We start from the raw sequence: 25,836 nt of genomic DNA on the forward strand, positions 1-25,836 counted from the left end.
GACGCAGGGCACAGCGCGCGGTGAATCCGGGGTGAACAGCTGTTGACGCCCTTGCGGCTGCGGCTCAGATGACCGGGAAGACCGTCATGCCGCCGAGGTACTTCTGCAGTGCCTGCGGGACGTTGACGGAGCCGTCCGGGTTCTGGTGGTGCTCCAGGATGGCCACGATCCAGCGGGTAGTGGCCAAGGTGCCGTTGAGCGTGGCGACCGCACGGGTGCCCTTGGGTGCACCGTCCTCGTTCAGTACACGTTCGCGGATGTTGAGCCGGCGCGCCTGGAACGTGGTGCAGTTGGACGTCGAGGTCAGCTCGCGGTAGGCGCCCTGCGTCGGAACCCAGGCCTCGCAGTCGAACTTGCGGGCTGCGGAGTTGCCGAGGTCTCCGGCAGCGGTGTCAATCACCCGGTACGGCAGTTCGCACTTGGCCAGCATCTCTTCTTCCCATGCCAGCAGCCGGGCGTGCTCAGCCGCGGCCTCCTCAACCGTGGTGTAGATGAACATCTCCACTTTGTTGAACTGGTGGACCCGGATGATGCCGCGTGTGTCCTTGCCGTGCGAGCCGGCCTCGCGGCGGTAGCAGGAGCTCTGCCCGGCGTAGCGGATCGGGCCGGCGGAGAGGTCCAGGATCTCATCCGCGTGGTAGCCGGCCAAGGCCACCTCCGAGGTGCCCACGAGGTACAGGTCGTCCTCGGCAAGCCGGTAGATCTCGGCGTCGTGCTTGACGTCGAAACCGGTGCCCTGCATGGTTTCCGGGCGCACCAGGGTCGGGGTGATCATCGGCACGAAGCCGGCGTCGATCGCCTGCTCCATGGCCATCTGCAGGAGCGCCATTTCCAGCCGGGCTCCGGCGCCGCGCAGGAAGTAGAAGCGTGAACCGGACACCTTGGCGCCGCGCTCCATGTCGATGGCGCCGATCAGTTCACCGATTTCCAGGTGGTCCTTGGGCTCGAAATCGGGGAATTCGCGGGGCGTGCCGACGGTCTTGACCACGATGTAGTCATCTTCGCCGCCCTCGGGGACACCGTCCTCGATGAGATTGGGAATGCCGCGCAGCAGTTCCTCGTGTGCGGCCTGCGCGACGTCGGCTTCGGCGGAGGCGGCCTTGACCTCTCCGGCGAGGACCTTGACCTCTGCCAGCAGCGCCTGCTTCTCCTCGCCCTTGGCCTGCGCCACCTTCTTGCCGAACGCATTCTGCTCGGCCCTCAGGTTTTCAAAGCGGATCAGGGCGGCACGCCGGGCCGAGTCCGCGGAGATGATCGCGTCCACCACGGATTCATCGGCGCCGCGGGCGCGCTGGCTGGCCCGGAACTTGTCCGGATTTTCGCTGAGGTCTTTTACGTCGATCACCTGACAAGAGTATCCAATCCGGCCAGCATTACCGGGCACTCGTCGGGCAATCCGGTCTCCGGCCAGCGGCGGGATAGTGTTGGAGCACAATGCGCGACTGGCTGCTGTACCTCGTCATCGCTGGAGTCCTGGCGTTTGCCGTCTCCAGCTGGTGGGGAGTGCGCAAGCTCAAGGCCAGGCACACCCGCAGCGCCGTGTGGGAGGAAACGCACAGCCCGGGCCTTGGCCAGCAGAAAGTGGCCGTGGTGATGAACCCGATCAAGTCCCGGTCGGACGAGGCCCGCACCCTGATCGAGAAGGCGTGCGCCGCGGCCGGTTGGGTACCGCCGCGGTTTTTCGACACCACCGCCGAGGACCCCGGGTTCTCGCAGGCGCGTGCCGCCGTCGAGTACGGGGCCGACGTCGTACTCGTGGGCGGCGGTGACGGCACCGTACGGGTGGTGGCGGACATCCTCGCCGGCACCGACACCGCCATGGGCCTGATCCCGCTGGGCACCGGCAACCTGCTGGCCCGCAACATCCACCTTGACGTGGGCGACCTGCACGGAAGCATCGAAACCGCACTGTTCGGGCACCAGCGCTTCATCGATACGGCGCGGATGAGGGTGGAGAACTCCCGCACCAACGCGTCAGCGGAGCACACATTCCTGGTCATTGCCGGTATTGGCATGGACGCCGAGGTGGTGGGCGACACCAACGACGGGCTCAAGAAGGCAGTGGGCTGGCTCGCCTACACCGAAGCGGGGGTGCGGCACCTCCCCGGCCGCCGGAAAAAGGTCTCCATCTCGCTGGACGACCAGCCGGAGCAAAGCCGGAAAATCCGCAGCGTCCTGTTCGCGAACTGCGGCCTGATCCCCGGCGGGATCGACTTCATCCCGCAGGCCATGATTGATGACGGAATGCTCGACGTTGTGGTCATGAGCCCGCGCAGCGCGATCGGCTGGCTGGCGATGTACTGGAAGATCGTGCTGAAGCACAAGAGAAACCTGCCGGTGATGACGTATTACCGCTCCGGAAAAATCACCATCCGCTGTGCGGAGCCGATGCCCACACAGGTCGACGGCGATCCGACCGGCCCGGCCACAAAGGTCACCGTCCAGGTTGCCCCCGGCTCGCTGCTCGTCCGGGTCAAGGACGGCACCGAGGGAGACTAGGCGCTGGCTTCCTTGTCCGCGGCGGCGGTTTTCTTCGCTTCCGCGGCCGCCTTGGCGGCGCGCGCTTCAGACTGCTCGCGGATCATTGCCTGCTCCTCTTCGAAGCGCAACCGGTCTGCACGGTCGGCGTCGTCACCGTCCCAGTCCTGGTTGTCAGCGGTCGGCTTGGGATTCACGATCATTCCCTGGCCGTCATTTTCAAGGCTGGTACCTGCCATGACCTGCTCCCTCGGTAGAGGACTTCCCCAATATGGATCAGGCAAGCATACGCACAGTTTCAGAGGGGCGGAAGTGCCTCATGTGGCATTTGTCTACGCTGTGGGCGAAGCCTTGGTCGTATATTCCGGCACCACAGATGCTCCGGACAGTATGTCTTTGACCCAGGCGTGCGCCGCGCGGAACGCCTGGTCCGAGGTGTGCGGCTCCACGCTGGTCCGGTGTCCGTCGGCGCGTCCGTAAGAACCCAGGAAGCGGGTGGCCGGGCTGATCCGATGCAGGCCGGCCAGCGCGTCCGCCACCCGCGCGTCCGCCACATGGCCGTCGGCGTCGATGCTGAAGAAGTAGTGGCCCAGGTACTGGCCCGTGGGCCGTGACTCGATCCGGCTGAGGTTCACGCCGCGGGTGGCGAACTGGTCGAGGATCTCCATGAGGGCGCCGGGGCGGTCTTCCGGCAGCGGAACCACCACGGTGGTCTTGTCCGCGCCGGTGGGCTCCGGCAGTTGGCCGGGCCGGCCGACCAGCACAAAGCGCGTGACCGCCCCCGGGTTGTCGCCGATGTTCTCCGCCAGCACGCTGAGCCCGGGCTGCTCGGCGGCCACGATCGGGGCGCAGATTGCCGCGTCGTAGTGGATGTCGCCCTCCAGCAGCCCCATGGCGGCCGCGGCTGTGGAGGACCCCGGGATATATTCCGCGCTCGGAATGTTTTTCTCGGCCCAGAGACGGCACTGTGCCCAGGCGTGGCCGTGGGTGGAGATCCGGCGGATGTCTTCGATCCGGGTCCCGGGCCGGGCCACCAGCACGAAGCTGATCGGCACGAGGGCTTCGCGCAGGATGCGCAGTTCCTGTCCGGTGGCGATCGCATCCAGGGTTGCGGTGACGCCGCCCTCCACGGAGTTCTCGATCGGCACCATGGCCGCGTCGGCCGAGCCGTCGCGGACCTTGTCCAGCGCCGTGTTGACGTTCGACGACGGAACGCGGATGGCCTCCGCCGCATCGGGAACCTGCATCAGGGCTGCCTCGGTGAAGGTGCCCGCGGGTCCGAGGAAGGTATACGTGACAGGTGCTGCGGGCATGGGCGTTTCTCTCTTCAACTACAGGATGACGGGCTTGAGTCCGTTGTCGGACACCAGCGGCATGCCGGTTTCCAGCCACTGGTCCATGCCGCCGGCCACGTTCAGGGCGGAATACCCCTGTCCGGAAAGCCACTGGGCGGCGCGGAAGGAGCGGCCGCCGGTACGGCAGATGACATAGAGGTCCTCGTCGGGATCGAGGTCATCGAGCCGGGCCGGGAGGTGGTCCAACGGGATGTGGAGCGCACCGGCGGCGTGGCCTGCGACCCACTCGTAGTCTTCGCGGACGTCGAGGATCCTGGCCCCTTCGGGGATGTCGGACACGGTCACGGTGTCAAAGTCGCTCATGGTCGTCCTTCCGCAAAATGCTTGGTCTGCCTCCAGCGTATCGCCAGCCGCCGGTGCCGCACCCTTACCCGGCAGCAGGTTACGCTTCTGGGATGGCGCACAGGAGACCCCCGGCAGCTGACCGTCGCGCGATTCCGGCGGCCCGCGCCCTCCCCGCCCACCGGACATGCCCTCCCCCGGCCGCCACCACTGGGCACAATCCCACCATGTCCACCCGCCCGCACCAGCACTGGACATGTCCCCCGGAGGGCACGCGCCACCACTGGACATGTCCCACAGGGGAACCGCGGGGGCGGCGCCGGCGTGGCTGAAATCCATGAGCTCTCCGCAGTGGAGCTCCGCGACGCCCTGCGCTCCGGCGAGCTGTCGTCGCGGCAGGCCACAGGGCATTTCCTGGACCGCATTGCCGCTGAGAACCGGCACCTTGGCGCCTTCATCACCATCACCGCGGAGCAGGCCCTGCTGGACGCGGCCGGAGCGGACGAGGCCCACGCCCGGGCCGCCCGGGACAAAACCGAAACGGCGCTGCTGCACGGCATGCCGGTGGCCTTCAAGGACCTGACGGACGTCGCCGGAGTCGTGACCACCCACGGCAGCGCCGCCCTGGACCACAAACCCGCACTGGTCGACGGAGCCCTCGTCGCCACGCTTAAACGGGCCGGCGTGGTCTCTCTGGGCAAGACCCAGGTTCCGGAGTTCGGACTGACGGCGTACAGCGAGAACCGGATCGCGCCGCCCTCCCGGAACCCGTATGCCCTCAGCCGCAGCTCGGGAGGATCCTCCGGCGGCAGCGCCGCGGCGGTGGCCGCCGGCTTGATTCCCTTCGCGCCCGGGTCCGACGGCGGCGGTTCGGTCCGCATCCCGGCCGCGGCCTGCGGGCTCGTGGGCCTGAAGCCGGGCCGCGGCCTGGTCCCCGCAGGCGAAAGCACCGGCGATCCCGCGGGCCTGGTCGTGTCCGGGCCGCTCGCCAGGTCCGCGGCGGACGCTGCCTTGCTGCTCGATGCGCTGGTGCCGGGCCCACCCGGCACCGGTGGGCCCGCAGCCCCCTCCCCCAGCTACCTTGAACTGGCCGCCAAGGATCCGCCCAAGCTGCGGATTGGGGTGAGCCTGGAGAGCCCGTGGCAGACGATCTTCCCCTTCACCCCGGCCCCCGAAGCCCTCGACGCCCTCGCCGAAGGCATCCGGCTGCTGGAGGCGGCCGGCCACGAAACCGCGGATGCCTCCATCCGCTACGACAACCGCTACCCGGACGCCTTCACGACGGCCTGGACCGCCGCCGTCGGGGACGCCCGGGTCGCTCCCCAGCGCGAGGCGCTCCTGACGCCGCTGACCCGCACGTTCAGGCGCCGCGCGCAGCAGCGCGGGCCCGCGAAACGTGCCGAATCCCTCAGCTTCCTGCGCCAGTTCCAGCGTGACACCATCGCCCAGTACGCCGCCTGGGACGTGATGCTCATGCCCGCACTGGCCCAGACGCCCCGTCCGGTGGGCTGGTTCACCGGGGCGGCCCATGGCGACGGCTACTGGCCGGCGGCGGAATGGACCGGGGATGCCGACGGCGACTACCGCAAGCAGTGCGAGTACGCGCCCTGGTCGTCCATGGTGAACGTGTGCGGGCTGCCCGCGATCAGCGTTCCGGTGTTCTGGACCGGCGGGGCGAAGGGTGCGGGGCTGCCGATGGGCATCCAGCTGGTCGGGCCGATGAGTTCCGAGGCGCTGCTGCTGCAACTGGCCGCGCAGTTGGGGTTCTAACCCGACGGCCCGCGGGCCGTCGGTGAATTCGCGGGACGGTGCCGATACGGTTTAGCTGAGCAAGGTCGGGACATGACCCGTCTGGAAACCACACGAGAGGGATCGATGAAGATCACCGGTGCAGTACTTGAGGAAATCGGCCGCCCCCGTCCGTTCGCGGACTCCAGGCCCATCACCATCTCCGAGCTGGAACTGGAGGGACCCGGCCCCACCGAGATTCTGGTGAAGATCGAGGCCGCCGGCATCTGCCACTCGGACCTGAGCGTGGTGGACGGCAATCGGGTCCGCCCAGTGCCGATGCTGCTGGGGCATGAGGCTGCGGGCCGCGTCGTCGAGGTCGGCTCGGACGTCTTGGACCTGGCGTCGGGCCAGCGCGTGGTGATGTCTTTCCTGCCGCGCTGCGAACGGTGCGCGAACTGCGCCGAAGACGGCCGGCTACCCTGCACCGCGGGTTCCAAGAGCAACGGCGAAGGAACCCTCCTGCACGGATCGATGCGCCTGGGCCGCGGCGGCGAAAAGATCTACCACCACCTGGGCGTCTCCGGCTTCGCCACCCATGCTGTGGTGGACCGTGCCTCGGCCGTACCGGTGGGCGATGACATCCCGGCGGACGTCGCCGCCGTCCTCGGCTGCGCCGTGCTGACCGGAGGCGGTGCCGTGCTGAACGCGGCCCGGCCCAGGCCGCAGGACAGCGTCATGGTCGTGGGACTCGGCGGCGTCGGCATGGCCGCGCTGATCACGGCGGTCTCCCAGGGGGTCTCGCGGATCGTTGCCGTGGACACGCTCGACGAAAAACTCGCCCATGCCCGCCGCCTGGGCGCCCACGAAACCTACACCCCGCAGCAGGTCCTGGCGGAGGGCGTCAAGGCCAGGTACGTGATCGAATGCGCCGGGAACCCGCGCGCCTTCGAAACCGCCTTCGCCGCCACGGCGGTGGGCGGCACCACGATCACCGCGGGCCTGCCGCACCCGGACGCGCGGGCCCAGATCTCGCCGCTGACCATCACGGCCGAGGCCCGCACGATCGTCGGCAGCTATCTCGGCTCCGCAGTGCCGGCCCGGGACATCCCGAAGTACGCGCAGCTGTGGCGGGAGGGGAAACTGCCGGTCGAGGAGCTGATCTCGTCCCGCATCGCCCTGGCGGACATCAACCAGGCCATGGACCAGCTCGCCGACGGGAAAGCGGTCCGCCAGGTCATTATGTTCGACGCCGGCTGGGCCGGCGCGGGGGCGGAAACCGAGGGCAAAACACCCGCCGAATGACTTGCCCCGCGGCGCCGCGAATGTGACAATCGCGCGTCACACTGTCAGCATTAAGTAAATGAGCACTACTCATTTATCCGATCCCCCCGTTACAACGCCGGGCGATACGTCCTTTTTTGGCCACCCAAAGATGCTGGCCAGCCTCTTCTCCGTAGAGATGTGGGAGCGCTTCTCCTTCTACGGCATGCAGGGCATCCTGCTCTACTACATGTACTTCACGGCCGCCGAGGGCGGCCTGGGGATTGAGCAGGGCCTGGCCGCCGGCCTCGTCGGCGCCTACGGCGGCGGCGTCTACCTCTCCACCATCCTGGGCGCCTGGCTCGCGGACCGGCTCTTCGGCTCCGAAAAGGTGCTGTTTGGCTCCGCCGTCCTGATCATGGCCGGCCACATCGCCCTCGCCCTGATGCCGGGCATTCCCGGGCTGATCGCCGGCCTGGTGCTGGTCGGCGTCGGCTCCGGCGGGCTGAAGGCCAACGCCACCGCCCTCGTGGGAAGCCTCTACCGGGAGAAGGACGAACGCCGCGATGCCGGATTCTCCATCTTCTACATGGGCATCAACGCGGGCGCACTGATCGGCCCGCTGGTCACCGGCTGGCTGCAGGAAAGCCAGGGGTTCCACTGGGGCTTCGGCGCGGCCGCCGTCGGCATGGCCGTGGGCCTGGTCATCTACGCGCTGGGCCGCAAGAACCTGCCGGAGGAGACGCACCGGGTGCATAACCCGCTGCCCGCCGCCGAGCGCACCAAGTACGGCCTGCGCTTCGCCGGCATCGCCGCCGTGATCGCCGTGCTGCTGGCCACCGGCATCGTGAATGCCGAAAACCTGGCCCTGTCCATGGCCTATGCGGCAATCGGCGCCTCCGTGCTCTACTTCGCCCTGATCTTCAGCAGCAAGAAGGTCAACGGCACTGAACGCCGCCGGGTGGCAGCATTCATCCCGCTGTACATCGCCTCGGCCGCCTTCTGGGCGCTCTTCCAGCAGCAGTTCACCTTCATCGCCGTGTACTCGGAGGAGAAGCTGGACCGGAACCTGTTCGGCTGGGAAATGCCGGCCGCCTGGGTCCAGTCCATCAACCCGGTGTTCATCATCATCTTCGCCGGCGTCCTGGCTGCGCTCTGGACCCGCCTGGGCCGCAAGCAGCCCGGTTCGGCGCTGAAGTTCTCGATCGGCCTCTTTGTGATGGGCCTGGCGTTCCTGGCCTTCATCCCGCTGGCCGGGGACGGCAAGACCCCGCTGCTGGCACTGGTCGGGATCCTGTTCCTGTTCACCCTCGCGGAACTGTTCCTGTCCCCCATCGGCCTGTCCGTGACCACCAAGCTGGCTCCGGAGGCCTTCCGCACCCAGATGGTGGCGCTGTTCTTCCTGTCCGTCTCGCTGGGCACCACTCTGGCCGGCATCCTGTCCGGCCTGTACAACCCGGAGGACGAGCTGCCGTACTTCATCGGCATCGGCGGCACCGCGATGCTCCTGGCCGTTGGCCTGGCCGCGGCCTCCCCGGCGATCAAGAAGCTCATGGGCGGCGTACGCTGACCCGATGAGCTCCAGGCACCGCGCGCCGCTTGAGTCCCGCGTCTACGTCCCCGCCGCCGGCGAGGCGTCCGACGTCGGACTCATGCCGGCGGGCGATGTCACCGACGGTGTGGTGCGGGTCGGCGGGACCATCCGCCGCCCGCACCAGCCGCAGTCACTGGCCGTCGCCGCGTATCTCGACTGGCTGGAAGACGCCGGTTTCGACGGATCCCCTCTGTTCCTGGGCCGGGACGCTGAAGGCCGGGACGTGCTCACTTTCCTGCCCGGGCAGTGCGCCGGTCCGGTCCCGGAGGCGTGGGTCGAGTCCGAGGAGCTCCTGGCCTCCGTGGCGCAGCTGCTGCGCCGGCTGCACGGGGCCTCAGCCGGGTTCGTGCCGGACGGGCACCCCTTCCCGCCGCGCCCGGTCCGCCAGGATCCGGCGGAGCTCGTCTGCCACCTGGACGTCACCCCGCAGAACGTCGTGGTCCGGGACGGCCTCGCCGCCGGTCTGGTGGACTTCGACCTCGCCGGCCCGACGACGGCCTTCAAGGATTCCTTCAACACCGCCATGCACTGGGTTCCGCTCCGGGACCCGGCCGATGGGTGGCCGGGATGGGAGGCGACGGACCCGTTCCGGCGGCTCCGGATCTTCGCCGACGCCTACGGCTGGAATGACGAGGAACGACGCCGGCTGCCGGCTTTCGGGATCGAGGCCACGGCGCTGAGCTACGAGCGGATGGAACACAACGCGCGCGCACTCGGCGGCGGCTGGGCCCGGATGTGGGAGGACGGCGTCGGCGGCCAGATCCGGCGCCGCGGCGACTGGCTCCAGGCCAACGCCGGACGGCTGGTCGCGGCTCTTACGGGATAATTTAGGCCCCGTAGCGCATGCGGGTGGAGGTGCCGATGGCCAGACCCAGCGCGATGATCACGATAACCAGGATGGTCAGCGCAATCCCCACATAACCCAATACCAGGCCGGCTATGGCCATGCCTCTGCCCGACGGCTCGCGCCTGAGGGCAAGGTGGCCGAGGATGACCGCCGCGAGCTGCGGCAAGAGGAAGATACCCAGCCCCACGAAGGCGGCGATGCCGCAGCACATGCTGGCGATGCTCAGGCCCTTAGGTTCCGGCGGCACACCATAGTAGGCCGGCTGGCCATAGGCATTGAACGGGCCGCCCGGCTGGCCATATTGTGGCGTCGCACCATACGGCTGCTGCCCGTACTGCTGCTGGCCTCCGGCGCCGGGGGCCAGCTGCGGTGCTGTGCCATATGGCGTGGCGTACGGCTCCGTGGGCGGGCTGTAATCGGGGGCCGGCGGGCGGTACTGCTCGCCGGACTCCTGCCCAGGAATGAACGACGGCGGCTGGTAGCCCTCCGGCGTCTCGCCTTTCTCCGGTTTCGGCTGGTCAGTCATGGTTTTCCCCCTCTGGAAGTCTCTCGGTTCAGCCTACCGCCGTCCCGTTGCGATGAGCAGGATATTTCTTCCGTCACAGGGGCCGTAATCATGTTGCCTTCCCCGCCGGTCTGGCATGCTGGTGCCATGGCTAGCCGCGCGGGCACAGTTGCCCAACCCCAAGACCTTGTTGATCTCACTGCGCTCCTGGATGCGTACTACGACGTTTCCCCGGATCTTGGCGACCCCGGCCAGCGGGTGGCCTTCGGCACTTCCGGGCACCGGGGCTCGAGCCTGAAAGCCTCCTTCAACGAACCCCACATCCTGGCCATCACCCAGGCGATCGTGGAGTACCGGGCGGGCCAGGGCATCACCGGGCCGCTGTACCTCGCCAAAGACACCCACGCCCTGAGCGAGCCGGCCCAGAATTCCGCCCTGGAGGTCCTCGCGGCCAACGGCGTCAATGTCCTGATCGACGCCCGCCACGGTTACACCCCCACTCCCTCGCTGAGCCACGCCATCCTGACGCACAACAACAACTCCCCCGCCGGAGCGCCGCAGGCAGACGGCATTGTGGTGACCCCCAGCCACAACCCGCCCGGCGACGGCGGCTTCAAGTACAACCCCCCGCACGGCGGCCCCGCTGACACGGACGCCACCGGCTGGATCGCCAACCGCGCCAACGAACTGCTGGAAAACGGCCTGCGCGGTGTCAAGCGGATTCCCATCGCCGAGGCGCTCAGCGCCGGCACCACGGGCAAGTTCGACTTCCTCAGCAGCTACGTGGACGACCTCCCCTCCGTCCTGGACCTCAACGCCATCCGCGAGGCAGGCGTCCGGATCGGCGCCGACCCGATGGGCGGCGCTTCGGTGGACTACTGGGGCGAGATCAGTGAACGCCACCACCTGAACCTCACGGTGGTCAACCCCACCGTCGATCCGCAGTGGGCCTTCATGACGCTCGACTGGGACGAGAAAATCCGGATGGACTGCTCCTCGCCGTCGGCGATGGCCTCGCTGATCAACCGGATGGCTGCTGGTGCGGACGGGTCCGCACCCTTCGACATTGCCACCGGCAACGACGCCGACGCCGACCGGCACGGCATCGTCACACCTTTTGTTGACGGACAAGGTGGGCTGATGAACCCGAACCACTACCTCGCCGTCGCCATTGACTACCTGTACCGGCACCGGACGGGCTGGAACCCGAAGTCGGTGATCGGCAAGACCCTGGTTTCCTCGTCCATCATCGACCGCGTGGCCGAAAGCCTGGGCCGCAAGCTGGTTGAGGTGCCGGTCGGATTCAAATGGTTCGTTCCGGGGCTGCTGTCCGGTGAAGGGGCTTTCGGCGGCGAGGAATCTGCCGGCGCTTCGTTCAACAAGATGGACGGCAGCGTATGGACCACCGACAAGGACGGCATCCTGCTGGCGCTGCTGGCGTCTGAGATCACGGCGGTCACGGGCAAGTCGCCGTCGCAGCTGTACAAGGGCCTCACCGACCAGTTCGGCGACCCGGTTTACGCGCGGATCGACGCAGCGGCGACCCGGGAGCAGAAGGCCGCCCTGGGCAAGTTGTCGCCGTCGGACGTCACTGCCACGGAACTGGCCGGGGAAACCATCACCGCCAAACTGACCGAAGCGCCGGGCAACGGTGCCGCGATCGGCGGGCTCAAGGTCGTCACCGAGAACGCCTGGTTCGCGGCCCGCCCCTCAGGCACCGAGGACGTCTACAAAATTTACGCCGAGTCCTTCAAAGGGGCCGAACACCTCAAGCAGGTCCAGGCCGAGGCCAAGGCGCTGGTGGACGGCGTCATTTCCTAGCGGCCACGCTCAGGCCGGGTCTTCCTCGACCCCTGCGAGCACGGAACGGTCCCGGCCCTGGGTCTTGGCGCGGTAGAGGGCAGCGTCCGCGGAGGCGATCATGGCGTCAAGGTCCACGCGGCCGGGCGCCGTCGAGGCGATGCCATAGCTGGAGGTAGGCAGGCGCGGGATCACCGACGACGCCGAGGCCTGCAGCTTCGCGCTGATGTCGGCGGCGATTTCCCCGGCCCGTTCGGGTGTCACGCCCGGCAGGAGGATGATGAATTCCTCGCCGCCGTAGCGGCCGACGAGGTCACTGGAGCGGACCGTGGACGTGCAGGCGTCCGCGAACGCCTGTAACGCGGCGTCGCCGGCCGAGTGGCCGTACTCGTCGTTGATGGCCTTAAAGTGGTCCAGATCCGCCAGGATCAGCGACGCCGCGGTCCTGGCCCGGCTGAGGCGGCGCAGTTCGTCCTCGGCGAGGTCCAGGAAGGCCGTACGGTTCAGCAGCCCCGTCAGCCCGTCCACCGTGGCCCGGGCGCGGAGGTCCTGGGTCTGTTGCTCGTAGCTCAGCTCCGCCATCGTGAAGGACGCCACCACCATGATCACGGCGGAGAAGACCGTCATCGTGACGGATCCAAAGACGGTCAGGAACACGGGCCCGTCGCGCCCTTCGAGAACAAAGGCGGCAAATCGGCCCAGATAGAAGGCGGCCAGGATGCCGGAGCCAACAGCCAACGTCAGGTGCACGCGCGAGAAGTGCCGGTCCAGCAGGAACAGTTCCCGGCAGCCGAGCCCGATCAGGAGGCCCATGAACCCAAGATAGGCCGGGCCGCCGGACCACACATTGGTGGCCGGCTGGTCCAGCACCGATGCCACGGCGGTGATGCCGGGCCCGGCGGCGAGGTACCAGATCTTGGGAACCGTGGTCCGCAGCGAACGGGCTCCCGCCCAGATGCTCGCCGCGCCCGCCACGAGAAACACGTTTCCGAGCGGGTTGGACCAGATCTGGTGTGGCGTGCCGTCCAGCAGGTAGGCCGCATTGCCGGACAGGAACAGCAGCAGTGCCAGGCACCACCAGCCGCTGTAGGCCGACCGCGTCCGGCGGAAAGTGATGAAATAGAAAAGCAGCAGCAGGGTCAGGTCGACCACCGCCAAAGCGACCCGCAGGGTTGCGGTGTCAAGCATCATGTAGTGGCCCCCCGGTCCGCTCGCAATAGCCCGAATTGCGTCGACTACGCGCCGCAAGTGACCTTAGTATCGCACCCCGGGGCAGAAAGTGTGACCACGGTCTCGAATACGTCGGTGCCGGGCCGGGACAGGCCCGGTCGAAGCCCGCGGGCCCCTGTGTTTACGGCCTCAAAGCGGACTAAACTGGGAAGCGGTCCCGGATGCGGCCGTGCGCTCAACCGCAGAATTGCGTCCCGAGTGCCTCCGGCCTGTCCCCCATGGTGCCGGAGGCACCGCCGCGTGAAAATGGTGCCGGAGGCACCTCCGCGTCAGAAACAGTGCCGTTAGACCGTGCGGACGACGTCCTCGTAGGCGAACTTCGGCTTCGCCGCACCCCAGGCGTCGGCAGCGGGCCGGCCGATGTTGACCACGAGGAAGCTCTTCTGGCTGCCGTCGGGGAAGAATGCCTGATCAATCGCGGTGAAGTCCGCACCCGTCATGGGTCCGGCGGAAAAGCCGAGGGAGCGGACGGCGAGGATGAAGTAGCCGGCCTGCAGGTGGGCGTTGTTGTTGCCGGTGGCCGCGGCGAGGTCCGGGGCGGCGTCGTACATGGCTTTGGGCGCGTTGTAGCCGGGCAGGAAGTTATCCCACTGTTCCTGCCAGGATGTGTCGTAGCTGAGGACGGCGACGAGCGGTGCGGAGGCGGTTTTTGCGCGGTTGCCGTTGGCGAGGGTCTCGACCAGGGTGGCGCGGGCTTCCGCGGACCGGACGTAGGTCACGCGCAGCGGCTGCGAGTTGAACGCGGTGGGGCCGAACTTGGTGAGTTCGTAGATGGCCCGGGCCTGCTCGTCGGTGACCTCGCCCGTGAAGGTGTTGGCGGTGCGGGCCTCGGCAAAGATGGCGTCCACTGCGGCGGCATCGATTACTGCTTCGTCATGGGCGATGGTCATGAGCATCCCTTTCGCTGGGCGTACCCGCCGGGGCGGCGGCCACTCGTTACTGTCTATGGTTGCAACTTCAACTTGTGTCCTCTGCTTCCCGAAACGCCCCGTGACGTCCGGCACAGGGGCGCCGCCCGCGAAGCATGCCGGAAACACCGGCGCGGTAAAGTTGCTCCGGAAGATTCCTTCCCGCCCGCCACACATTCTCTGAAAGGCCCCGGCAATGAGCATGCTCGGAACCAAATGGAAGCTCCACGGCAACGGCAAATCGATCCGCCCGGGCGAGGTCGTGAAGCCGGATGAGCGTCTTGCGTGGCCGCTGACCATTGGTATCGGAATGCAGCACGTTGTCGCCATGTTCGGCGCGACCTTCCTGGTCCCCATCATCACGGGCATGCCGCCGGCCACCACCCTCTTCTTCTCCGGCATCGGAACCCTCCTGTTCCTGGTCATCACCAAGGGCCAGGTGCCGAGCTACCTCGGATCCAGCTTCGCGTTCATCGCGCCGATCATGGCCTCGCAGCAGCAGTACGGCGTCGCCGGCGCGCTCGGCGGAGTGGTGCTGGCCGGCGTCGGGCTGGCGATCATCGGTGCGGTGGTGCAGAAGTTCGGTGCCGGCTGGATCAACCGTCTGATGCCGCCCATCGTCACGGGCGCCATCGTGGGGCTGATCGGCCTCAACCTCGCCCCCGCAGCGAAGAACAACTTCGACGCGGCCCCGATCACCGCCCTCATCACTCTGGCCACGATCATCGTGGTCAGCGTCTTCTTCCGCGGCATCCTGGGCCGGCTGAGCATCCTGGTCGGCGTCGTGCTTGGCTACTTCGTGGCGATGATCCGCGGCGAGGTGGACTTCTCCAAGATGGACTCCGCCGCCTGGGTGGGGCTGCCGTTCTTCCAGACCCCCGAATTCCACCTCGGCGTCGTTGGTCTCTTCGTGCCGGTGGTTCTGGTGCTCGTGGCGGAGAATATCGGCCACGTGAAGTCCGTGTCAGCCATGACCGGCCAGAACCTCGACGGCGTCTCCGGGCGCGCGCTGATGGCCGACGGTGCGGCCACGGTGCTTGCCGGCCTGGGCGGCGGCTCCGGCACCACCACCTACGCGGAAAACATCGGCGTCATGGCTGCCACCAAGGTCTATTCGACGGCGGCCTACTGGGTGGCCGGTGTCTTCGCCGTGGTGCTGAGCTTCTCGCCGAAGTTCGGCGAACTCATCGCCACCGTCCCGGCCGGCGTGCTGGGCGGCGCGGCGACGATGCTCTACGGCATGATCGGCGTCCTGGGCGTCAAGATCTGGGTGCAGAACAAGGTGAACTTCTCCAACCCGATCAACCTGACAACGGCCGCCGTCGCGCTTATTGTCGGCATCGCCGACTACACCTGGACCATCGGCGACCTGAAGTTCACCGGCATCGCCCTCGGCTCCGCCGCGGCCCTGGTGATCTACCACGGCATGAAGGCGATCGCGAAGGTTAGGGGCACCGTTGCCGAGCCGGAAACGGAAGGCGTCGCAGCCGCGGCCACGTCCGCCGTGAAGCGCGCCACGAAAAAACGCCGCTAAGGCTAAATCCGTCCGCTGGACCTACTGGGGATGCTTTTGCCGGCGCTGAGACAGGCCTCCGCAAACTGCGGTCGAGTTATCCACATAGCCTGTTTCCGGTCGATTAGTTGTCGCGGACCCTCGATATTCTGGGTTCATGGAAGGTTCGGACTGGATTGCGGAGGGCTGGGAGGCTCTGGCGGCTGTCACGGCGCTTGCCGCAGCGATGGACTCCGTTACCGCTGTCGGCGCTGATCACGAGGATCCCTCGGGCGCTGACGGCGGTGGTCCGTCCGGGGCCAGTGTCCGCCGGGATGCTGGTCCGTTGGCGGACGATCCGTTGCGGGATCTTGCCGATGATTGCCTGGACGGCCTTGCCGAGGTCGCCCGGTGGGAGGCGCGGGCCGCGGCGTTGAAGGTGCGGCTGGGCGCGGCCTATTTGCGGGCCACCGATGCCATGGCGGCACCGGCGATGGCACCGCACGACGCCAAGTGCCAGGAGATGGCGGTGACGGCTGAGGTCGCGTGTGTCCTGACCGTGGGCGAACGGGCCGCAGGGGCCTTCCTGTCCGACTGCCAGGCCCTCACGACGGCGTTGCCGCTGACCCTGGCCGCGCTGGCGGCCGGGAGGATTTCCTGGGCGCACGCCCGGATCATCGTCGACGAAACCAGCAGCCTGGACCCGGCCGGGGCGGCCGGGCTGGAAGCGCACTTCCTGGACCCGGCCGCACCGGACCCGGCCCGTGGCTGCCCGGCCGGGGAGCTCGTGGCGTCCCGGTTCCGGGCCAAGGCCCGCACCTGGCGCGAACGCCACCACCGGGACAGCATCGAGACACGCCACACCAAGAGCGCTGCGGACCGGCGGGTCGAGTACCGCCCGGACCGGGACGGGATGGCCTGGTTCTCCGCGTACCTGCCGGCCGATACCGCGGCGGGGATCTGGGACCGGACCACCGCCGCCGCCCGCGCCCTCCAAGGCCCGGACGAGGCCAGGACCCTCACCCAGCTCCGCGCCGACATCGCCGCGACCTGGCTGCTCACCAACGGACTCGCCGACGGCGAAGTGGCAGGCGGGGGTGTGCCGTCGCCGCGGGCGCAGGTCCTCGTCACCGTCCCCGTCCTGTCCCTGCTCGGCGCGGGTGAGGAACCGGCGGTCCTGGACGGGTACGGGCCGATCCCGCCCTCGATGGCCCGCCGCCTCATCGCCGAGGGCGCCGGCTCCTTCTACCGGGTCCTGGTGGATCCGCGGGACGGGGCGCCGCTGGAAATCGGCCGGTCCAGCTACCGGGTGCCGACGGCAGTGCGGCAGTGGCTGCGGCTCCGCGACGGGAAGTGCCCCTTCCCGGGCTGCAACAACCAGTCCCTGGACAACGACGCCGACCATCTCCTGGCCTGGGCCGACGGAGGCACTACCGGGATCAGCAACCTCGGCCAGCCCTGCCGCAAACACCACGGCCTGAAACACAGCTCAGCCTGGACACCGGCCGGAGCCAGCAAAGACGCACCGCCCGGCTGGACGTCACCTTCCGGAAGGCACTACCCCAGCGAGCAACAGGACTGGGAACCACCCCACTGGCCACCGGGAGTCCTGGCCACTGAATTGGTCCCGGATACGCAAGCAGACCTGAATGACGACATGGATGCCGCGTTGGGCAAGGGCCCCGATTCGAAAGTTGCAGGCACAAAGCTTGGGCTCAGCCGCCCGGTCTTAGCCGGACGCTGCTTAGCCGGACGCTCGTAGCAGCAGGAAGGCCAGGACCGGCACCAGACGGTGCGCGCATCCTGGGCTTCCGCTACGGGGCCTTGCTCAGGCCCAGCCTAGCCAGCGTCGAAGGCTTCCTCATCGTCGTCGTCGCGGTCCTTGGGGGTCTTGTTCTCGGGCAAGTCCGTTCCCGATCCGTCGGGCAGGCCGGCCGCGTCCTGGCCGGGCTCCGAGGAGAACGGCCGACCGGCGTCGGGCTTGTCGGTGTTGGTCTCGTCCATTTCCGCTTCCGCGGACGGCAGGGCGGCCCCGGAATTCCCGGCGGTGTCGGCGTCGTAGCCGGGGGTTGTGCTGGCGTTTTCTGAACTCATTTGTTCCTCCGTTCCTCCGAAGCGTCCTGCTCCGGGCTCTCCTGCACTGTCCTTGTCTTCGGCCCCGGGCGCTAACCCGGGCCTGCGAAGCGGTCCCCGCGAAGTAGACAATTCCACCCTACCCGCAAATTCATCAGCACCCTTAGTGCCGGCTTGAATTTCGCATGGTTCAAGCCTAGGTTGAGTGTTAGCTGCCACCGCAGCCTGTTCCGCATTCACCCGGAGGCGCGCCCGTGTCCGACCCAGAGCCAGTATCCGATCCTCATGCAGCGTCCGCATCTAGGAAGCACGCGACGGACCTCCGGAACGAGTCCGGCATCGAAAAACTGGACCGCAACTGGATGGAACTGCTGCAGGAACTGCGGGTGCTGCAGACCGGGGTGCAGATCCTCGCGGGGTTCCTGCTAACCCTGCCGTTCCAGTCGAGGTTCGCGACACTGGACGACTTCCAGACCACCCTCTACCTCGCCAACGTTGCGCTGGCCGCCCTCACGACGTCCCTGATCCTGCTGCCCGTAAGCGTGCACCGCCGCCTGTTCCGGCTGCACCTCAGGGCCGCCCTGGTGTCCAGCGCGGACAGGATCGCGAAGGTTGCCCTGGCCGGCATCGGGCTCCTCAGCGTCGGCACCTCCGCACTGGTCTTCGACGTCACGGCGGGCCGGACGGCGGGGCTGACAGCCGGGGCGATGCTGTTGGCGGTGCTGCTGCTCCTGCTGGTCTACGTGCCGAGCAGGCTCCGCCGCCAGGCAGGGGAAGGACAAATGACATGACGGACACCGCGAGTCAGGAACGCAGCAGACTACCAGGAGGAACTGTGAGCAAGTGGGTCAAGGAACATGGGCTGCTGCTGGCCAATATCGGCCTTTTCCTGGTGTTCTTCGGCGGCATGGTCTTCAGCGGGGCCGCCGACTATAGCGAGGACCAACTGGCCCACGGCGAGCCGGCCGTGACGGTGCTGGGGTACCTCGGCACCGGGGCGTTCCTCGAGGCGACCTTTGAAAACTGGGAGTCCGAGTTCCTGCAGATGGGCATGTACGTCATCCTGACAGTGTTCCTCTTCCAGAAAGGATCCTCGGAGTCGAAACCGATGGGCAAGGTGGCCCCGCAGGATGAGGACCCCCGCGACGCCACCCTGAAGCAAGCCACACCGTGGCCGGTGCGGCGGGGCGGCTGGGTCCTCAAACTCTACGAACACTCCCTGTCGATCATGTTCCTGCTGCTGTTCGCGGCCTCCTTTGCGCTTCACGCGGTCGGCGGCAGCGAGGAATACAGCTCTGAGCAGCAGAGCCACGGACAGCCGCCCGTGACCGTCCTCGGCTACCTCGCGACGAGCCGCTTCTGGTTTGAGTCCTTCCAGAACTGGCAAAGCGAATTCCTCGCCGTCGGCGTCCTCGTCGGCGCTTCTGTCTACCTCCGCGAAAGAGGCTCGCCGGAATCCAAGCCGGTCGCGGAGCCGCACTACGAGACCGGCGCCTGAGCGCCTACGCCCCCTCAAGCACCTGGCTGGTGGCCCAGGTGAGGTATTTTGCAGCGTTCGCGACGGCGTCGTCCGGACTGCCGGCCACGTCCAGCAGTTGAGCCGCGGCGACCACACCATGGTTGGCGAGGTCCTCCGGGGTGACCAGGATCCGTCCCGCGACCACAATCACCGGGATCCCGAGGCGGTGTGCGGCGTCGGCGAGAGCAATCGGAGCCTTGCCCGTCAGCGACTGAGAATCCAGCGACCCCTCACCGGTGATCACGAGGTCCGCCTCAGCGAGCTTGCCGGCCAGTCCAGTGAGACCGGCCACCAGCTCGAAACCGCCTTCCAGGGCGGCGTTGCTGAAGGCCAGGAACGACGCCGGGAAGCCACCGGCCGCGCCGGCCCCGGGAACGTTGACGTCCCGGCCGGTGGATTGGCGCAGCACCGAGGCCCAGTTGCGCAGTCCGGCGTCGAGCAGTTCTACGGCGTCCCCGTCGGCGCCCTTTTGCGGCCCGAACACGTGGGCGGCGCCGTCGCTGCCGAAGAGCGGATTCTGCACGTCGACGGCGATCCGGAAGGTCACCGCGCCCAGCCGCGGATCGAGGCCGCTGACATCAAGCTGTGCCACGTCGGCCAGTGAGCCGCCGCCGAGCGGCACCACATTGCCCGCGGCATCGAGCGGCTTGAGGCCCAGTGCGCGCAGGGCGCCGCTGCCGCCGTCGCTCATCGCCGAGCCACCCAGGCCCAGCACGATCTCCGTCGCGCCGGCGTCGAGGGCGGCGGCGATCAGCTGGCCGCAGCCGTAGCTGTGCGCCCGCAGGGCGTTGGCCGGGGTGGGGTCCATGTGCGCAAGGCCGGAGGCCTGCGCGGTCTCGATTACTGCGGTGGCCCCGCCGAAAGCGTCCTTCCGGATCGCCCAGGCCGCGCCGACGGGTGCCAGGATCGGGCCGACGACGGCGTTCAGCCGCTCCTCGTACCCGGCGGTGACGGCCGCCTCAAGGGTTCCCTCGCCGCCGTCGGCCACCGGAAACTGGATGGTCTCGGCGTCGGGATAGACGCGCAAGGCACCCTCGGCGATGGCGGCAGCGGCTTCGGCGGCGGTCAGGGAGCCTTTGAACTTGTCGGGGGCGATCAGGATACGCATGGTCCTATCCTGCCAGCAGCCCCGGACAACCGCCGTCACCCCCGGCAGCGGCGACAGGCCACCGCGCCGGGAGTAACGTGGCAGCCACACAGAACCGGCCTGGACCAGGGGGTAGCAGTGAACGACATCGGACAGACCCGCCAGCGCATCACCGGCCCTCCCGGTATAAGCGAACTGCTGCTCGTCCGGCACGGCGAGAGCCAGGGGAACGTCGCCGCCACTCTGGCACACCAGTCCGGGGCGCACGTCATCAATGTTCCGGCGCGTGATGCCGACGTTGAGCTGTCCGGAACCGGTCGTGAGCAGGCGCTGGCGCTGGGTGGCCTGCTTGCCGGGTTTCCGGAGGACGGGCGTGCCGCCGTCTGGTCCTCCCCGTATCTCCGGGCGCGGCAGACGGCGGAACAGGCCGTGCGCACCGGGGGCTGGACGACGCAGGTCCTGCTGGATGAACGGTTGCGAGACCGTGAGCTCGGCATCCTGGACATGCTCACCTCGGCCGGAGTGGAGGCCAGGCTCCCCCGGGAGGCCGAACGGCGGCGCTGGCTGGGCAAGTTCTACTACCGCCCGCCCGGCGGTGAATCGTGGGCCGACGTCGTCCTCCGCTTGCGCTCCCTGCTGGCTGACCTGGACCGCCTGTACCCCGGCCAGCGGGTGCTGCTGGTCTGCCACGACGCCGTCATACTGCTGATCCGCTACATCGTGGAAGGGCAGACGGAGGGCGAACTGCTGGACATCGCCGGCACAACGGCCATCCTCAACGCCTCCGTGAGCCGTTTTGTCCGTCCGGGCGGCACCGGCCGCTGGCAGCTGGAGAGCTTCAACGTGACAGACCACCTGATGAGCGAAGGAATCCCCGTGACCGAACATGCCGGTGATGCCAATGTCCACCCACGGTAAGCCTCACCCCGGGGCCGGCCGGGAGCCGGTCCGCCCTGAGCCCGTCACGCCGACCCTGTTGCGGGACTGGCCGCTGCCCGGCGGGGGCTCCGGCAAGGACGACCGCGGATCGGTGCTGGTGATCGGCGGGGCCCGGATGACGCCGGGGGCCGCGCTGCTCGCCGGGGTGGCCGCGCTGCGCTCCGGCGCGGGACGGCTCACCCTGGCCGTGGCAGAATCAGTGGCCGTGCAGCTCGCGGTCGCGCTGCCCGAGGCGGGCGTGCTCAGGCTGCCGGAGACCGCCTCGGGCACGGTCAAGGGCTCTTCGGCAGCCGCCGTCCTCGCAGCGCCGGTCGAAGCCGCAGACGCGGTCCTGATCGGCCCGGGCCTCGACGACAAGGACGAGGCCACCGCGTTGCTCCGCGGGCTCCTCAAGGTGCCTGCGGGGAAGCATCCGCCGGCCATCATCCTCGATGCCTTCGCCCTCGGCAGCCTGCCCGAGCTGGCCGGGGAGCTGGGCCCCTGGGAGGGCCGGCTGATCCTGACCCCGAATGTCGCCGAGGCGGGCATCCTGCTGGGGCACGACGCCGCGGAGCTGGTCCGGGACGTACCGGAGCTCGCGGAGAAGTACGGCGCGGTGGTGAGCTGCCAGGGTGTAATCGCCCGGCCCGGCGGGGCTGGCGGGCGCGCGGTCTCCGAAACTGGAGGCGGTGGGGCCGGCGGTGCCCGGGCCTCGCTGTGGGAAATCACTACCGGACACAGCGGTCTGGGCACCTCCGGCTCCGGCGACGTGCTGTCCGGGACGATCGCCGGGCTGCGGGCGCGGGGAACGACGGACGCGCAGGCCGCCTGCTGGGGCACCCATCTGCATGCGGCGGCCGGCGACAGGCTCGCGAGCCGGCTGGGCGGTCTCGGCTACCTCGCCCGTGAACTCACGGAGGAACTGCCGCCGCTGATGATGGAGCTCGGTTCCTGACGCCCTGACCGGGGCTCAGCCGCTCCAGCCGCCACGTTCCTGCAGGACTTCCTTGAGCAGGTCCGCGCGGTCGGTGACGATCCCGTCGACCCCAAGGTCCAGCAGCCGGTGCATTTCCGCGGGATCGTTGACGGTCCACACGTGCACCTGCAGCCCGTCCCGGTGGGCGCGCCGGACGAAGCCGGGGGTCACGACGGTCACGGCACCGTAGCTGACCGGAACCTGCAGGGCGTGCACGCCGCGGAGCGCGCGCCCTGCAGTGAGGCGCAGCAGGGGCACCGGGAGGACCGGGCCCAGCAGGATATAGAGGGCGTTGGACACCATTCCGGCGGAGCTCGCGGCGGGGCGGCTCAGCTGTTTGAGCACGGCCCGGCGGCGGCGGTCCGAGAAGCTGGCAATCAGGACGCGGTCGTGCAGCCCGAACCGTTCGATCGCCGCCGCCAGGGCGTCCACCGAGTTCCAGTCCTTGACGTCCAGGTTAAGCCGGACATCCGGGAAGGCGGTGGCAAGTTCCTCAAACAGCGGGATGGGCTCCGCGCCGCCGATTCGCGCCTGCGCGACGGTCTCCGCCGGGAGTTCCGAGATCCGGCCGCGCCCGTCCGTGACCCGGTCCAGGGTTTCGTCGTGGAACAGCAGCAGGACGCCGTCGGCAGTGGTGTGCACGTCCGTCTCCAGGTGTTGGAACCCCAGTTCGACGGCGGCGCGGAACGCCGCCATGGAGTTCTCCAGCCCGTCCCGGGAGAAGCCGCGGTGGGCCATGGCCACGGGAGGCCGCGGACCGTCTCCGACGGCAGGGCCGGTAGCAAAAAACGGGTGCGGGGTGCTCACACCTGAAGCCTATCGGAGCCCTCGGCTGCACCGCTCGGCGGCCCAGGCGAAGTCCAGCAGGGAGGGTCTGGATCCGGAGGCCGGGATCAGTTGGTGTGCGGGAGAATCTCCACGCCGTCACTGCAGTGCAGGAGCGTGCGGCCGCGGCCGCCGTCGAGGTGCACCCACACGGCGGTGTGGTCCGCCGTAACGGCGTCCACCCGGCCGCCGGTTTCGTACCCGTGCGCCAGCCTGACGCTGACGCGGTCGCCCTGCTGCAGGCTCTTCCAGTGCGCGTCCGGCACCACCGGGCGCAGGGGCGTGTCGTCAAAATTCTCCGTGCGGTACCTGGCCATGACTTCCCACCATCAGTCAAAAATCCGTCGTGAAATTCCAGCGTAGGACGCGAAGATGAACGCGAGTTGTCCGGGAACTGGGAGTCCGGCGTCCGCCCGGGCGGCCTGGTCAGCCTGGTCAGGGAAGCGGGATGCCCAGGGCTCCGAGCTTGGCCTCGAGGATCTGGGCGACGCCGTCGTCGTCGAAGTGCGGCGCCTGCTGCCCGGCCGCGAGGATGGCTTCGGGGTGGCCGCTGGCCATCGCGTAGCCGTCGCCGGCCCAGCGGAGCATCTCGATGTCGTTGGGCATGTCTCCGAACGCCACGACATCGGCGGACTGGACGCCCAAGGCGGCCGCGTACTCGGCAAGCGTGACGGCCTTGTTGACACCGGGCAGGGAGAGTTCCAGAAGCGCAACGTTCGGCGCCGAGTGCGTTGCCGCAGCAAGGTGGGCGACGGCGGGCGTGACCTCGGCCAGGAATTCGTCGGCAGTGCCCTCCCGGACAATGGCAAGGAACTTGACCACGGAGTCCGCCGCCGTGAGCGTGGTGTGCAGCGGAGCCGGTGTGAATTCAGCGAGCAGCCCGCTGGAGCCGGTCCCAATAAACCCAGGTTCCAAATGGAATCCGGTCAGGGTTTCCGCAGCGAACAGCGCGGAGGGGCGCAGCCGCTGGATGATGCGGCGGGCCTCGAAGACGGCGTCGAGCTGCAGGGCCCGGGGTGAGACCATGCGGTCGGCTTCGAGGTCCCAGACGACGGCGCCGTTGGAGCAGATGACGGTGCCGGTGTGGCCCAGCTGCTCCTGCAGGGGGTGCAGCCAGCGCGGCGGGCGGCCCGTCACGAAGACCAGTTCGATGCCCGCTTCCCGGCAGGCGTGGAACGCACGGACGGTCCGGTCACTGATTTTGCCGTCGTGGCCGAGGATCGTTCCGTCAATGTCACTTGCTACCAGCCGCATACTGCCAGTCTACGCGGGCGCCCTGACGTCGAATTCGCGGGAAACCGTCCCGGTCGCCGGAACGTTAGGGCGACCCGGGCAGGCTACCGGCGAATTCGGCGGCGGCTCGCGGCTGGGCCGACGGCGGCGGGCCCGCTAGTGCCGTTCGTAGATGCCGGTCAGGCTCGCCCGGGCCAGGGTGTGCGGGGCGAGCTTCGACTCCAGCTTCGCCGGGTGGGCTGCGGGGTCGAGCCCGGAGTGCGCGACGCCGAGGGCGTGGACCGTGACGACGTACCGGTGCGGGCCGTGGCCCCGCGGAGGGGCTGCCCCCAGATAGCCGGTGGCGCCGCCGTCGTTCTTCAGCTGGAACGCGCCAGGCGGCAGGTGCCGGCCCTGGCGCGACCCGGCCCCGGCCGGGAGGTTGTTGACGCCGGCCGGGACGTCGAGCACGGCCCAGTGCCAGAAACCGCCGCGGCCCGGGGCGTCGGGATCGAACACGGTGACGGCGTAGCTCTGGGTTCCGGCCGGGGCACCGCTCCAGCTCAGCTGGGGCGATTCGTCCTTGGCACCGGCGCCGGTCGAGGCACCGCGCTGGGCGGTCGGCAGGATCTGGCCGTCGAGGAATGACTCACTGCTGACGCGGAAAGACGGGGCATCGTGGTGTGTCATGGCTGCCTTTCAGTTGCTGGGGAGATCTGCACTTTCGGGGCCGCTGCCCGCGGTTTCCGTCGGATGCGGGGCCTGGGCGCCGAGCTCCATCCGGTTCAGTTCGGCACGGGTGGGCGGGTTGGCGCCGGCCCGGGATACGGTGACCGCGGCGGCCCAGGCGGCGCGGGCCAGGAGGTCGCGGAGGCTTTCGGCGGAGAGCTCACGCAGGTCCTTGCGGTTCTGCGCCCCGGCCAGGCCCAGGTCCACCACGCCGGAGAGCAGCGCCGCCATAAAGGAGTCGCCGGCGCCAACGGTGTCCGCCACTTTCACGGACGGCGCCGGGAAGTGCGCTTCGCCGGCGGCATTCACCCCCCAGGGCCCCTGCGAGCCGCGGGTCACCACCACCATGGCAGGGCCTTCCGAGCCGCCCAGCGCAAGCCAGCGGCGGGCCGAATCCAGCGGATCCTCGCCGGGATACAGCCAGGCGAGATCCTCATCCGAGGCCTTCACCACGTCCGCCAGGGTGACGAACTTCTCCGCCTGCCGGCGCGCATAGTCGACGTCGGTGATGATGCTGGGCCGGCAGTTGGGGTCGAAACTGATCGTGGCCAGGGGATGGGCATGTTCGACGGCGGCGAGCACCTCGGCGGCCCCGGGAGCCAGCATGGTGGCAATCGAGCCGGTGTGCAGCAGCGTCGTTGCCTGCAGCATAAACGGCAGCCGGCCCGCGAGCCCGGGCAGCTCCCAGGCGAGCTCGAAGGTGTAGCTGGCGCCGCCGTCGTCGTCGATCAGGGCGACGGCCACGGACGTGGGGAGCTCATCGGGGCCCAGCGGCAGCAGCACCGAGCTGGACTTCAGGTGGGCCGCCACCGCTTCGCCGTAGGCGTCGCGCCCGTAGCGGCCGATGAACTGCACCGGATGATCCAGCCGGGCCAGCCCCACGGCGACGTTGAGCGGGCTTCCGCCGACATGGGCCTGGATACCGGAGGAACGCTGGACCACATCAACCAGGCCCTCGCCAATAACTGTGAGCATGCTCATACTCTGCCAGAGAACGCGGGCCGGCGCCCGGGTG

At 68.6% G+C, this 25,836-nt stretch carries 26 protein-coding genes; 12 read left to right on the forward strand and 14 right to left on the reverse strand.

Features of this window, described 5'->3' with window-relative positions:
- Positions 1 to 64 precede the first annotated feature (64 nt).
- Complete coding sequence (gene serS, locus GXK59_RS16690) at positions 65 to 1,345, reverse strand: serine--tRNA ligase (RefSeq protein ID WP_160668460.1); 1,281 nt, start codon at positions 1,343 to 1,345, stop codon at positions 65 to 67.
- A gap of 89 nt (positions 1,346 to 1,434) precedes the next feature.
- Between serS and GXK59_RS16695 the strand changes: the two genes are divergently transcribed.
- Entirely contained in the window at positions 1,435 to 2,499 is a 1,065-nt protein-coding gene (locus GXK59_RS16695) for a diacylglycerol/lipid kinase family protein (RefSeq protein ID WP_160668462.1), read from the forward strand.
- Here GXK59_RS16695 and GXK59_RS16700 read toward each other — a convergent pair.
- The 3 genes from GXK59_RS16700 to GXK59_RS16710 form a co-directional block, all read right to left on the reverse strand.
- Complete coding sequence (locus GXK59_RS16700; protein WP_160668464.1) at positions 2,496 to 2,717, reverse strand: hypothetical protein; 222 nt, start codon at positions 2,715 to 2,717, stop codon at positions 2,496 to 2,498. The two genes, GXK59_RS16695 and GXK59_RS16700, sit on opposite strands and share 4 nt — an antisense overlap.
- A 93-nt stretch (positions 2,718 to 2,810) precedes the next feature.
- The gene (pheA, locus tag GXK59_RS16705) at positions 2,811 to 3,791 is read right to left on the reverse strand and encodes a prephenate dehydratase (RefSeq protein ID WP_160668466.1); all 981 of its coding nucleotides are present in this window, start codon (positions 3,789 to 3,791) and stop codon (positions 2,811 to 2,813) included.
- 18 nt (positions 3,792 to 3,809) lie between these two features.
- Positions 3,810 to 4,136, reverse strand: a complete 327-nt coding sequence (locus GXK59_RS16710; RefSeq protein ID WP_160668468.1) for a rhodanese-like domain-containing protein — start codon at positions 4,134 to 4,136, stop codon at positions 3,810 to 3,812.
- 303 nt (positions 4,137 to 4,439) lie between these two features.
- On the opposite strand from GXK59_RS16710, the gene GXK59_RS16715 reads away from it, so the two are divergent.
- The 4 genes from GXK59_RS16715 (at position 4,440) to GXK59_RS16730 (ending at position 9,526) form a co-directional block, all read left to right on the forward strand.
- Positions 4,440 to 5,885 (forward strand): amidase, encoded by a 1,446-nt coding sequence (locus tag GXK59_RS16715; protein WP_160668470.1) that lies wholly within the window; start codon positions 4,440 to 4,442, stop codon positions 5,883 to 5,885.
- A 105-nt stretch (positions 5,886 to 5,990) separates the two neighbouring features.
- Complete coding sequence (locus tag GXK59_RS16720) at positions 5,991 to 7,148, forward strand: alcohol dehydrogenase catalytic domain-containing protein (protein WP_160669235.1); 1,158 nt, start codon at positions 5,991 to 5,993, stop codon at positions 7,146 to 7,148.
- A gap of 58 nt (positions 7,149 to 7,206) precedes the next feature.
- On the forward strand, positions 7,207 to 8,676 hold the full coding sequence (locus GXK59_RS16725; protein ID WP_160668472.1) for a peptide MFS transporter: 1,470 nt from the start codon (positions 7,207 to 7,209) through the stop codon (positions 8,674 to 8,676).
- Positions 8,677 to 8,680: 4 nt separating this feature from the next.
- On the forward strand, positions 8,681 to 9,526 hold the full coding sequence (locus GXK59_RS16730; protein ID WP_160668474.1) for a phosphotransferase: 846 nt from the start codon (positions 8,681 to 8,683) through the stop codon (positions 9,524 to 9,526).
- A gap of 1 nt (position 9,527) precedes the next feature.
- Here the strand turns inward: GXK59_RS16730 and GXK59_RS16735 are convergent, their stop codons facing one another.
- Complete coding sequence (locus tag GXK59_RS16735) at positions 9,528 to 10,073, reverse strand: DUF4190 domain-containing protein (protein ID WP_160668476.1); 546 nt, start codon at positions 10,071 to 10,073, stop codon at positions 9,528 to 9,530.
- Between the two features lie 126 nt (positions 10,074 to 10,199).
- On the opposite strand from GXK59_RS16735, the gene pgm reads away from it, so the two are divergent.
- Complete coding sequence (gene pgm / locus GXK59_RS16740; RefSeq protein WP_160668478.1) at positions 10,200 to 11,873, forward strand: phosphoglucomutase (alpha-D-glucose-1,6-bisphosphate-dependent); 1,674 nt, start codon at positions 10,200 to 10,202, stop codon at positions 11,871 to 11,873.
- Positions 11,874 to 11,882: 9 nt separating this feature from the next.
- Here the strand turns inward: pgm and GXK59_RS16745 are convergent, their stop codons facing one another.
- Both GXK59_RS16745 and GXK59_RS16750 read right to left on the reverse strand, forming a co-directional pair.
- Positions 11,883 to 13,043 (reverse strand): GGDEF domain-containing protein, encoded by a 1,161-nt coding sequence (locus GXK59_RS16745; RefSeq protein ID WP_160668480.1) that lies wholly within the window; start codon positions 13,041 to 13,043, stop codon positions 11,883 to 11,885.
- 323 nt (positions 13,044 to 13,366) lie between these two features.
- On the reverse strand, positions 13,367 to 13,972 hold the full coding sequence (locus GXK59_RS16750; RefSeq protein WP_160668482.1) for a malonic semialdehyde reductase: 606 nt from the start codon (positions 13,970 to 13,972) through the stop codon (positions 13,367 to 13,369).
- Positions 13,973 to 14,186: 214 nt separating this feature from the next.
- Between GXK59_RS16750 and GXK59_RS16755 the strand changes: the two genes are divergently transcribed.
- Together GXK59_RS16755 and GXK59_RS16760 are read left to right on the forward strand one after the other, a co-directional pair.
- The gene (locus GXK59_RS16755; RefSeq protein WP_160668483.1) at positions 14,187 to 15,524 is read left to right on the forward strand and encodes a uracil-xanthine permease family protein; all 1,338 of its coding nucleotides are present in this window, start codon (positions 14,187 to 14,189) and stop codon (positions 15,522 to 15,524) included.
- A gap of 136 nt (positions 15,525 to 15,660) precedes the next feature.
- Complete coding sequence (locus GXK59_RS16760; protein WP_160668485.1) at positions 15,661 to 17,244, forward strand: HNH endonuclease signature motif containing protein; 1,584 nt, start codon at positions 15,661 to 15,663, stop codon at positions 17,242 to 17,244.
- A 77-nt stretch (positions 17,245 to 17,321) separates the two neighbouring features.
- On the opposite strand, the gene GXK59_RS16765 is transcribed toward GXK59_RS16760, so the two are convergent.
- Positions 17,322 to 17,576 carry a hypothetical protein gene (locus GXK59_RS16765; protein WP_202129152.1) on the reverse strand — a complete coding sequence of 85 codons (255 nt, stop codon included), beginning with the start codon at positions 17,574 to 17,576 and terminating at the stop codon, positions 17,322 to 17,324.
- 317 nt (positions 17,577 to 17,893) lie between these two features.
- Between GXK59_RS16765 and GXK59_RS16770 the strand changes: the two genes are divergently transcribed.
- Both GXK59_RS16770 and GXK59_RS16775 read left to right on the forward strand, forming a co-directional pair.
- Positions 17,894 to 18,346, forward strand: a complete 453-nt coding sequence (locus GXK59_RS16770) for a DUF6328 family protein (RefSeq protein ID WP_160669236.1) — start codon at positions 17,894 to 17,896, stop codon at positions 18,344 to 18,346.
- 44 nt (positions 18,347 to 18,390) lie between these two features.
- Positions 18,391 to 19,053 carry a DUF6766 family protein gene (locus tag GXK59_RS16775; RefSeq protein ID WP_160668487.1) on the forward strand — a complete coding sequence of 221 codons (663 nt, stop codon included), beginning with the start codon at positions 18,391 to 18,393 and terminating at the stop codon, positions 19,051 to 19,053.
- A 4-nt stretch (positions 19,054 to 19,057) separates the two neighbouring features.
- Here GXK59_RS16775 and GXK59_RS16780 read toward each other — a convergent pair whose 3' ends face one another.
- The gene (locus GXK59_RS16780) at positions 19,058 to 20,182 is read right to left on the reverse strand and encodes a glycerate kinase (RefSeq protein WP_160668489.1); all 1,125 of its coding nucleotides are present in this window, start codon (positions 20,180 to 20,182) and stop codon (positions 19,058 to 19,060) included.
- Between the two features lie 117 nt (positions 20,183 to 20,299).
- On the opposite strand from GXK59_RS16780, the gene GXK59_RS16785 reads away from it, so the two are divergent.
- Together GXK59_RS16785 and GXK59_RS16790 are read left to right on the forward strand one after the other, a co-directional pair.
- Positions 20,300 to 21,079 (forward strand): histidine phosphatase family protein, encoded by a 780-nt coding sequence (locus GXK59_RS16785; RefSeq protein ID WP_160668490.1) that lies wholly within the window; start codon positions 20,300 to 20,302, stop codon positions 21,077 to 21,079.
- The gene (locus GXK59_RS16790; protein ID WP_160668492.1) at positions 21,063 to 22,034 is read left to right on the forward strand and encodes an ADP-dependent NAD(P)H-hydrate dehydratase; all 972 of its coding nucleotides are present in this window, start codon (positions 21,063 to 21,065) and stop codon (positions 22,032 to 22,034) included. Before GXK59_RS16785 ends, GXK59_RS16790 begins: the two co-directional genes overlap by 17 nt.
- A 15-nt stretch (positions 22,035 to 22,049) precedes the next feature.
- Here the strand turns inward: GXK59_RS16790 and GXK59_RS16795 are convergent, their stop codons facing one another.
- The 5 genes from GXK59_RS16795 to GXK59_RS16815 all read right to left on the reverse strand — a co-directional run bounded on the left by GXK59_RS16795 (position 22,050) and on the right by GXK59_RS16815 (position 25,796).
- Positions 22,050 to 22,793 (reverse strand): glycerophosphodiester phosphodiesterase, encoded by a 744-nt coding sequence (locus GXK59_RS16795; RefSeq protein WP_160669237.1) that lies wholly within the window; start codon positions 22,791 to 22,793, stop codon positions 22,050 to 22,052.
- Positions 22,794 to 22,948: 155 nt separating this feature from the next.
- Positions 22,949 to 23,197 (reverse strand): hypothetical protein, encoded by a 249-nt coding sequence (locus GXK59_RS16800; protein ID WP_160668494.1) that lies wholly within the window; start codon positions 23,195 to 23,197, stop codon positions 22,949 to 22,951.
- Positions 23,198 to 23,315: 118 nt separating this feature from the next.
- Positions 23,316 to 24,134, reverse strand: coding sequence for an HAD family hydrolase (locus tag GXK59_RS16805; protein WP_160668496.1), 819 nt, complete (start codon positions 24,132 to 24,134; stop codon positions 23,316 to 23,318).
- Between the two features lie 135 nt (positions 24,135 to 24,269).
- The gene (locus GXK59_RS16810; protein WP_160668497.1) at positions 24,270 to 24,782 is read right to left on the reverse strand and encodes a YbhB/YbcL family Raf kinase inhibitor-like protein; all 513 of its coding nucleotides are present in this window, start codon (positions 24,780 to 24,782) and stop codon (positions 24,270 to 24,272) included.
- A gap of 9 nt (positions 24,783 to 24,791) precedes the next feature.
- On the reverse strand, positions 24,792 to 25,796 hold the full coding sequence (locus GXK59_RS16815) for a carbohydrate kinase family protein (RefSeq protein ID WP_160668499.1): 1,005 nt from the start codon (positions 25,794 to 25,796) through the stop codon (positions 24,792 to 24,794).
- Positions 25,797 to 25,836: the final 40 nt, after the last annotated feature.

Source organism: Pseudarthrobacter sp. ATCC 49987, from assembly GCF_009928425.1.
Lineage (GTDB): Bacteria > Actinomycetota > Actinomycetes > Actinomycetales > Micrococcaceae > Arthrobacter.

Bases quoted from the DNA above. Each gene is read 5' to 3' on its own strand.
- GXK59_RS16695 (WP_160668462.1), top strand. From the start codon at position 1,435: ATGCGCGACTGGCTGCTGTACCTCGTCATCGCTGGAGTCCTGGCGTTT.
- GXK59_RS16700 (WP_160668464.1), bottom strand. From the start codon at position 2,717: ATGGCAGGTACCAGCCTTGAAAATGACGGCCAGGGAATGATCGTGAAT.
- pheA (WP_160668466.1), bottom strand. From the start codon at position 3,791: ATGCCCGCAGCACCTGTCACGTATACCTTCCTCGGACCCGCGGGCACC.
- GXK59_RS16710 (WP_160668468.1), bottom strand. From the start codon at position 4,136: ATGAGCGACTTTGACACCGTGACCGTGTCCGACATCCCCGAAGGGGCC.
- GXK59_RS16720 (WP_160669235.1), top strand. From the start codon at position 5,991: ATGAAGATCACCGGTGCAGTACTTGAGGAAATCGGCCGCCCCCGTCCG.
- GXK59_RS16725 (WP_160668472.1), top strand. From the start codon at position 7,207: ATGAGCACTACTCATTTATCCGATCCCCCCGTTACAACGCCGGGCGAT.
- GXK59_RS16730 (WP_160668474.1), top strand. From the start codon at position 8,681: ATGAGCTCCAGGCACCGCGCGCCGCTTGAGTCCCGCGTCTACGTCCCC.
- GXK59_RS16735 (WP_160668476.1), bottom strand. From the start codon at position 10,073: ATGACTGACCAGCCGAAACCGGAGAAAGGCGAGACGCCGGAGGGCTAC.
- pgm (WP_160668478.1), top strand. From the start codon at position 10,200: ATGGCTAGCCGCGCGGGCACAGTTGCCCAACCCCAAGACCTTGTTGAT.
- GXK59_RS16745 (WP_160668480.1), bottom strand. From the start codon at position 13,043: ATGATGCTTGACACCGCAACCCTGCGGGTCGCTTTGGCGGTGGTCGAC.
- GXK59_RS16750 (WP_160668482.1), bottom strand. From the start codon at position 13,972: ATGACCATCGCCCATGACGAAGCAGTAATCGATGCCGCCGCAGTGGAC.
- GXK59_RS16755 (WP_160668483.1), top strand. From the start codon at position 14,187: ATGAGCATGCTCGGAACCAAATGGAAGCTCCACGGCAACGGCAAATCG.
- GXK59_RS16760 (WP_160668485.1), top strand. From the start codon at position 15,661: ATGGAAGGTTCGGACTGGATTGCGGAGGGCTGGGAGGCTCTGGCGGCT.
- GXK59_RS16765 (WP_202129152.1), bottom strand. From the start codon at position 17,576: ATGAGTTCAGAAAACGCCAGCACAACCCCCGGCTACGACGCCGACACC.
- GXK59_RS16780 (WP_160668489.1), bottom strand. From the start codon at position 20,182: ATGCGTATCCTGATCGCCCCCGACAAGTTCAAAGGCTCCCTGACCGCC.
- GXK59_RS16790 (WP_160668492.1), top strand. From the start codon at position 21,063: ATGTCCACCCACGGTAAGCCTCACCCCGGGGCCGGCCGGGAGCCGGTC.
- GXK59_RS16795 (WP_160669237.1), bottom strand. From the start codon at position 22,793: ATGGCCCACCGCGGCTTCTCCCGGGACGGGCTGGAGAACTCCATGGCG.
- GXK59_RS16800 (WP_160668494.1), bottom strand. From the start codon at position 23,197: ATGGCCAGGTACCGCACGGAGAATTTTGACGACACGCCCCTGCGCCCG.
- GXK59_RS16805 (WP_160668496.1), bottom strand. From the start codon at position 24,134: ATGCGGCTGGTAGCAAGTGACATTGACGGAACGATCCTCGGCCACGAC.
- GXK59_RS16810 (WP_160668497.1), bottom strand. From the start codon at position 24,782: ATGACACACCACGATGCCCCGTCTTTCCGCGTCAGCAGTGAGTCATTC.
- GXK59_RS16815 (WP_160668499.1), bottom strand. From the start codon at position 25,796: ATGCTCACAGTTATTGGCGAGGGCCTGGTTGATGTGGTCCAGCGTTCC.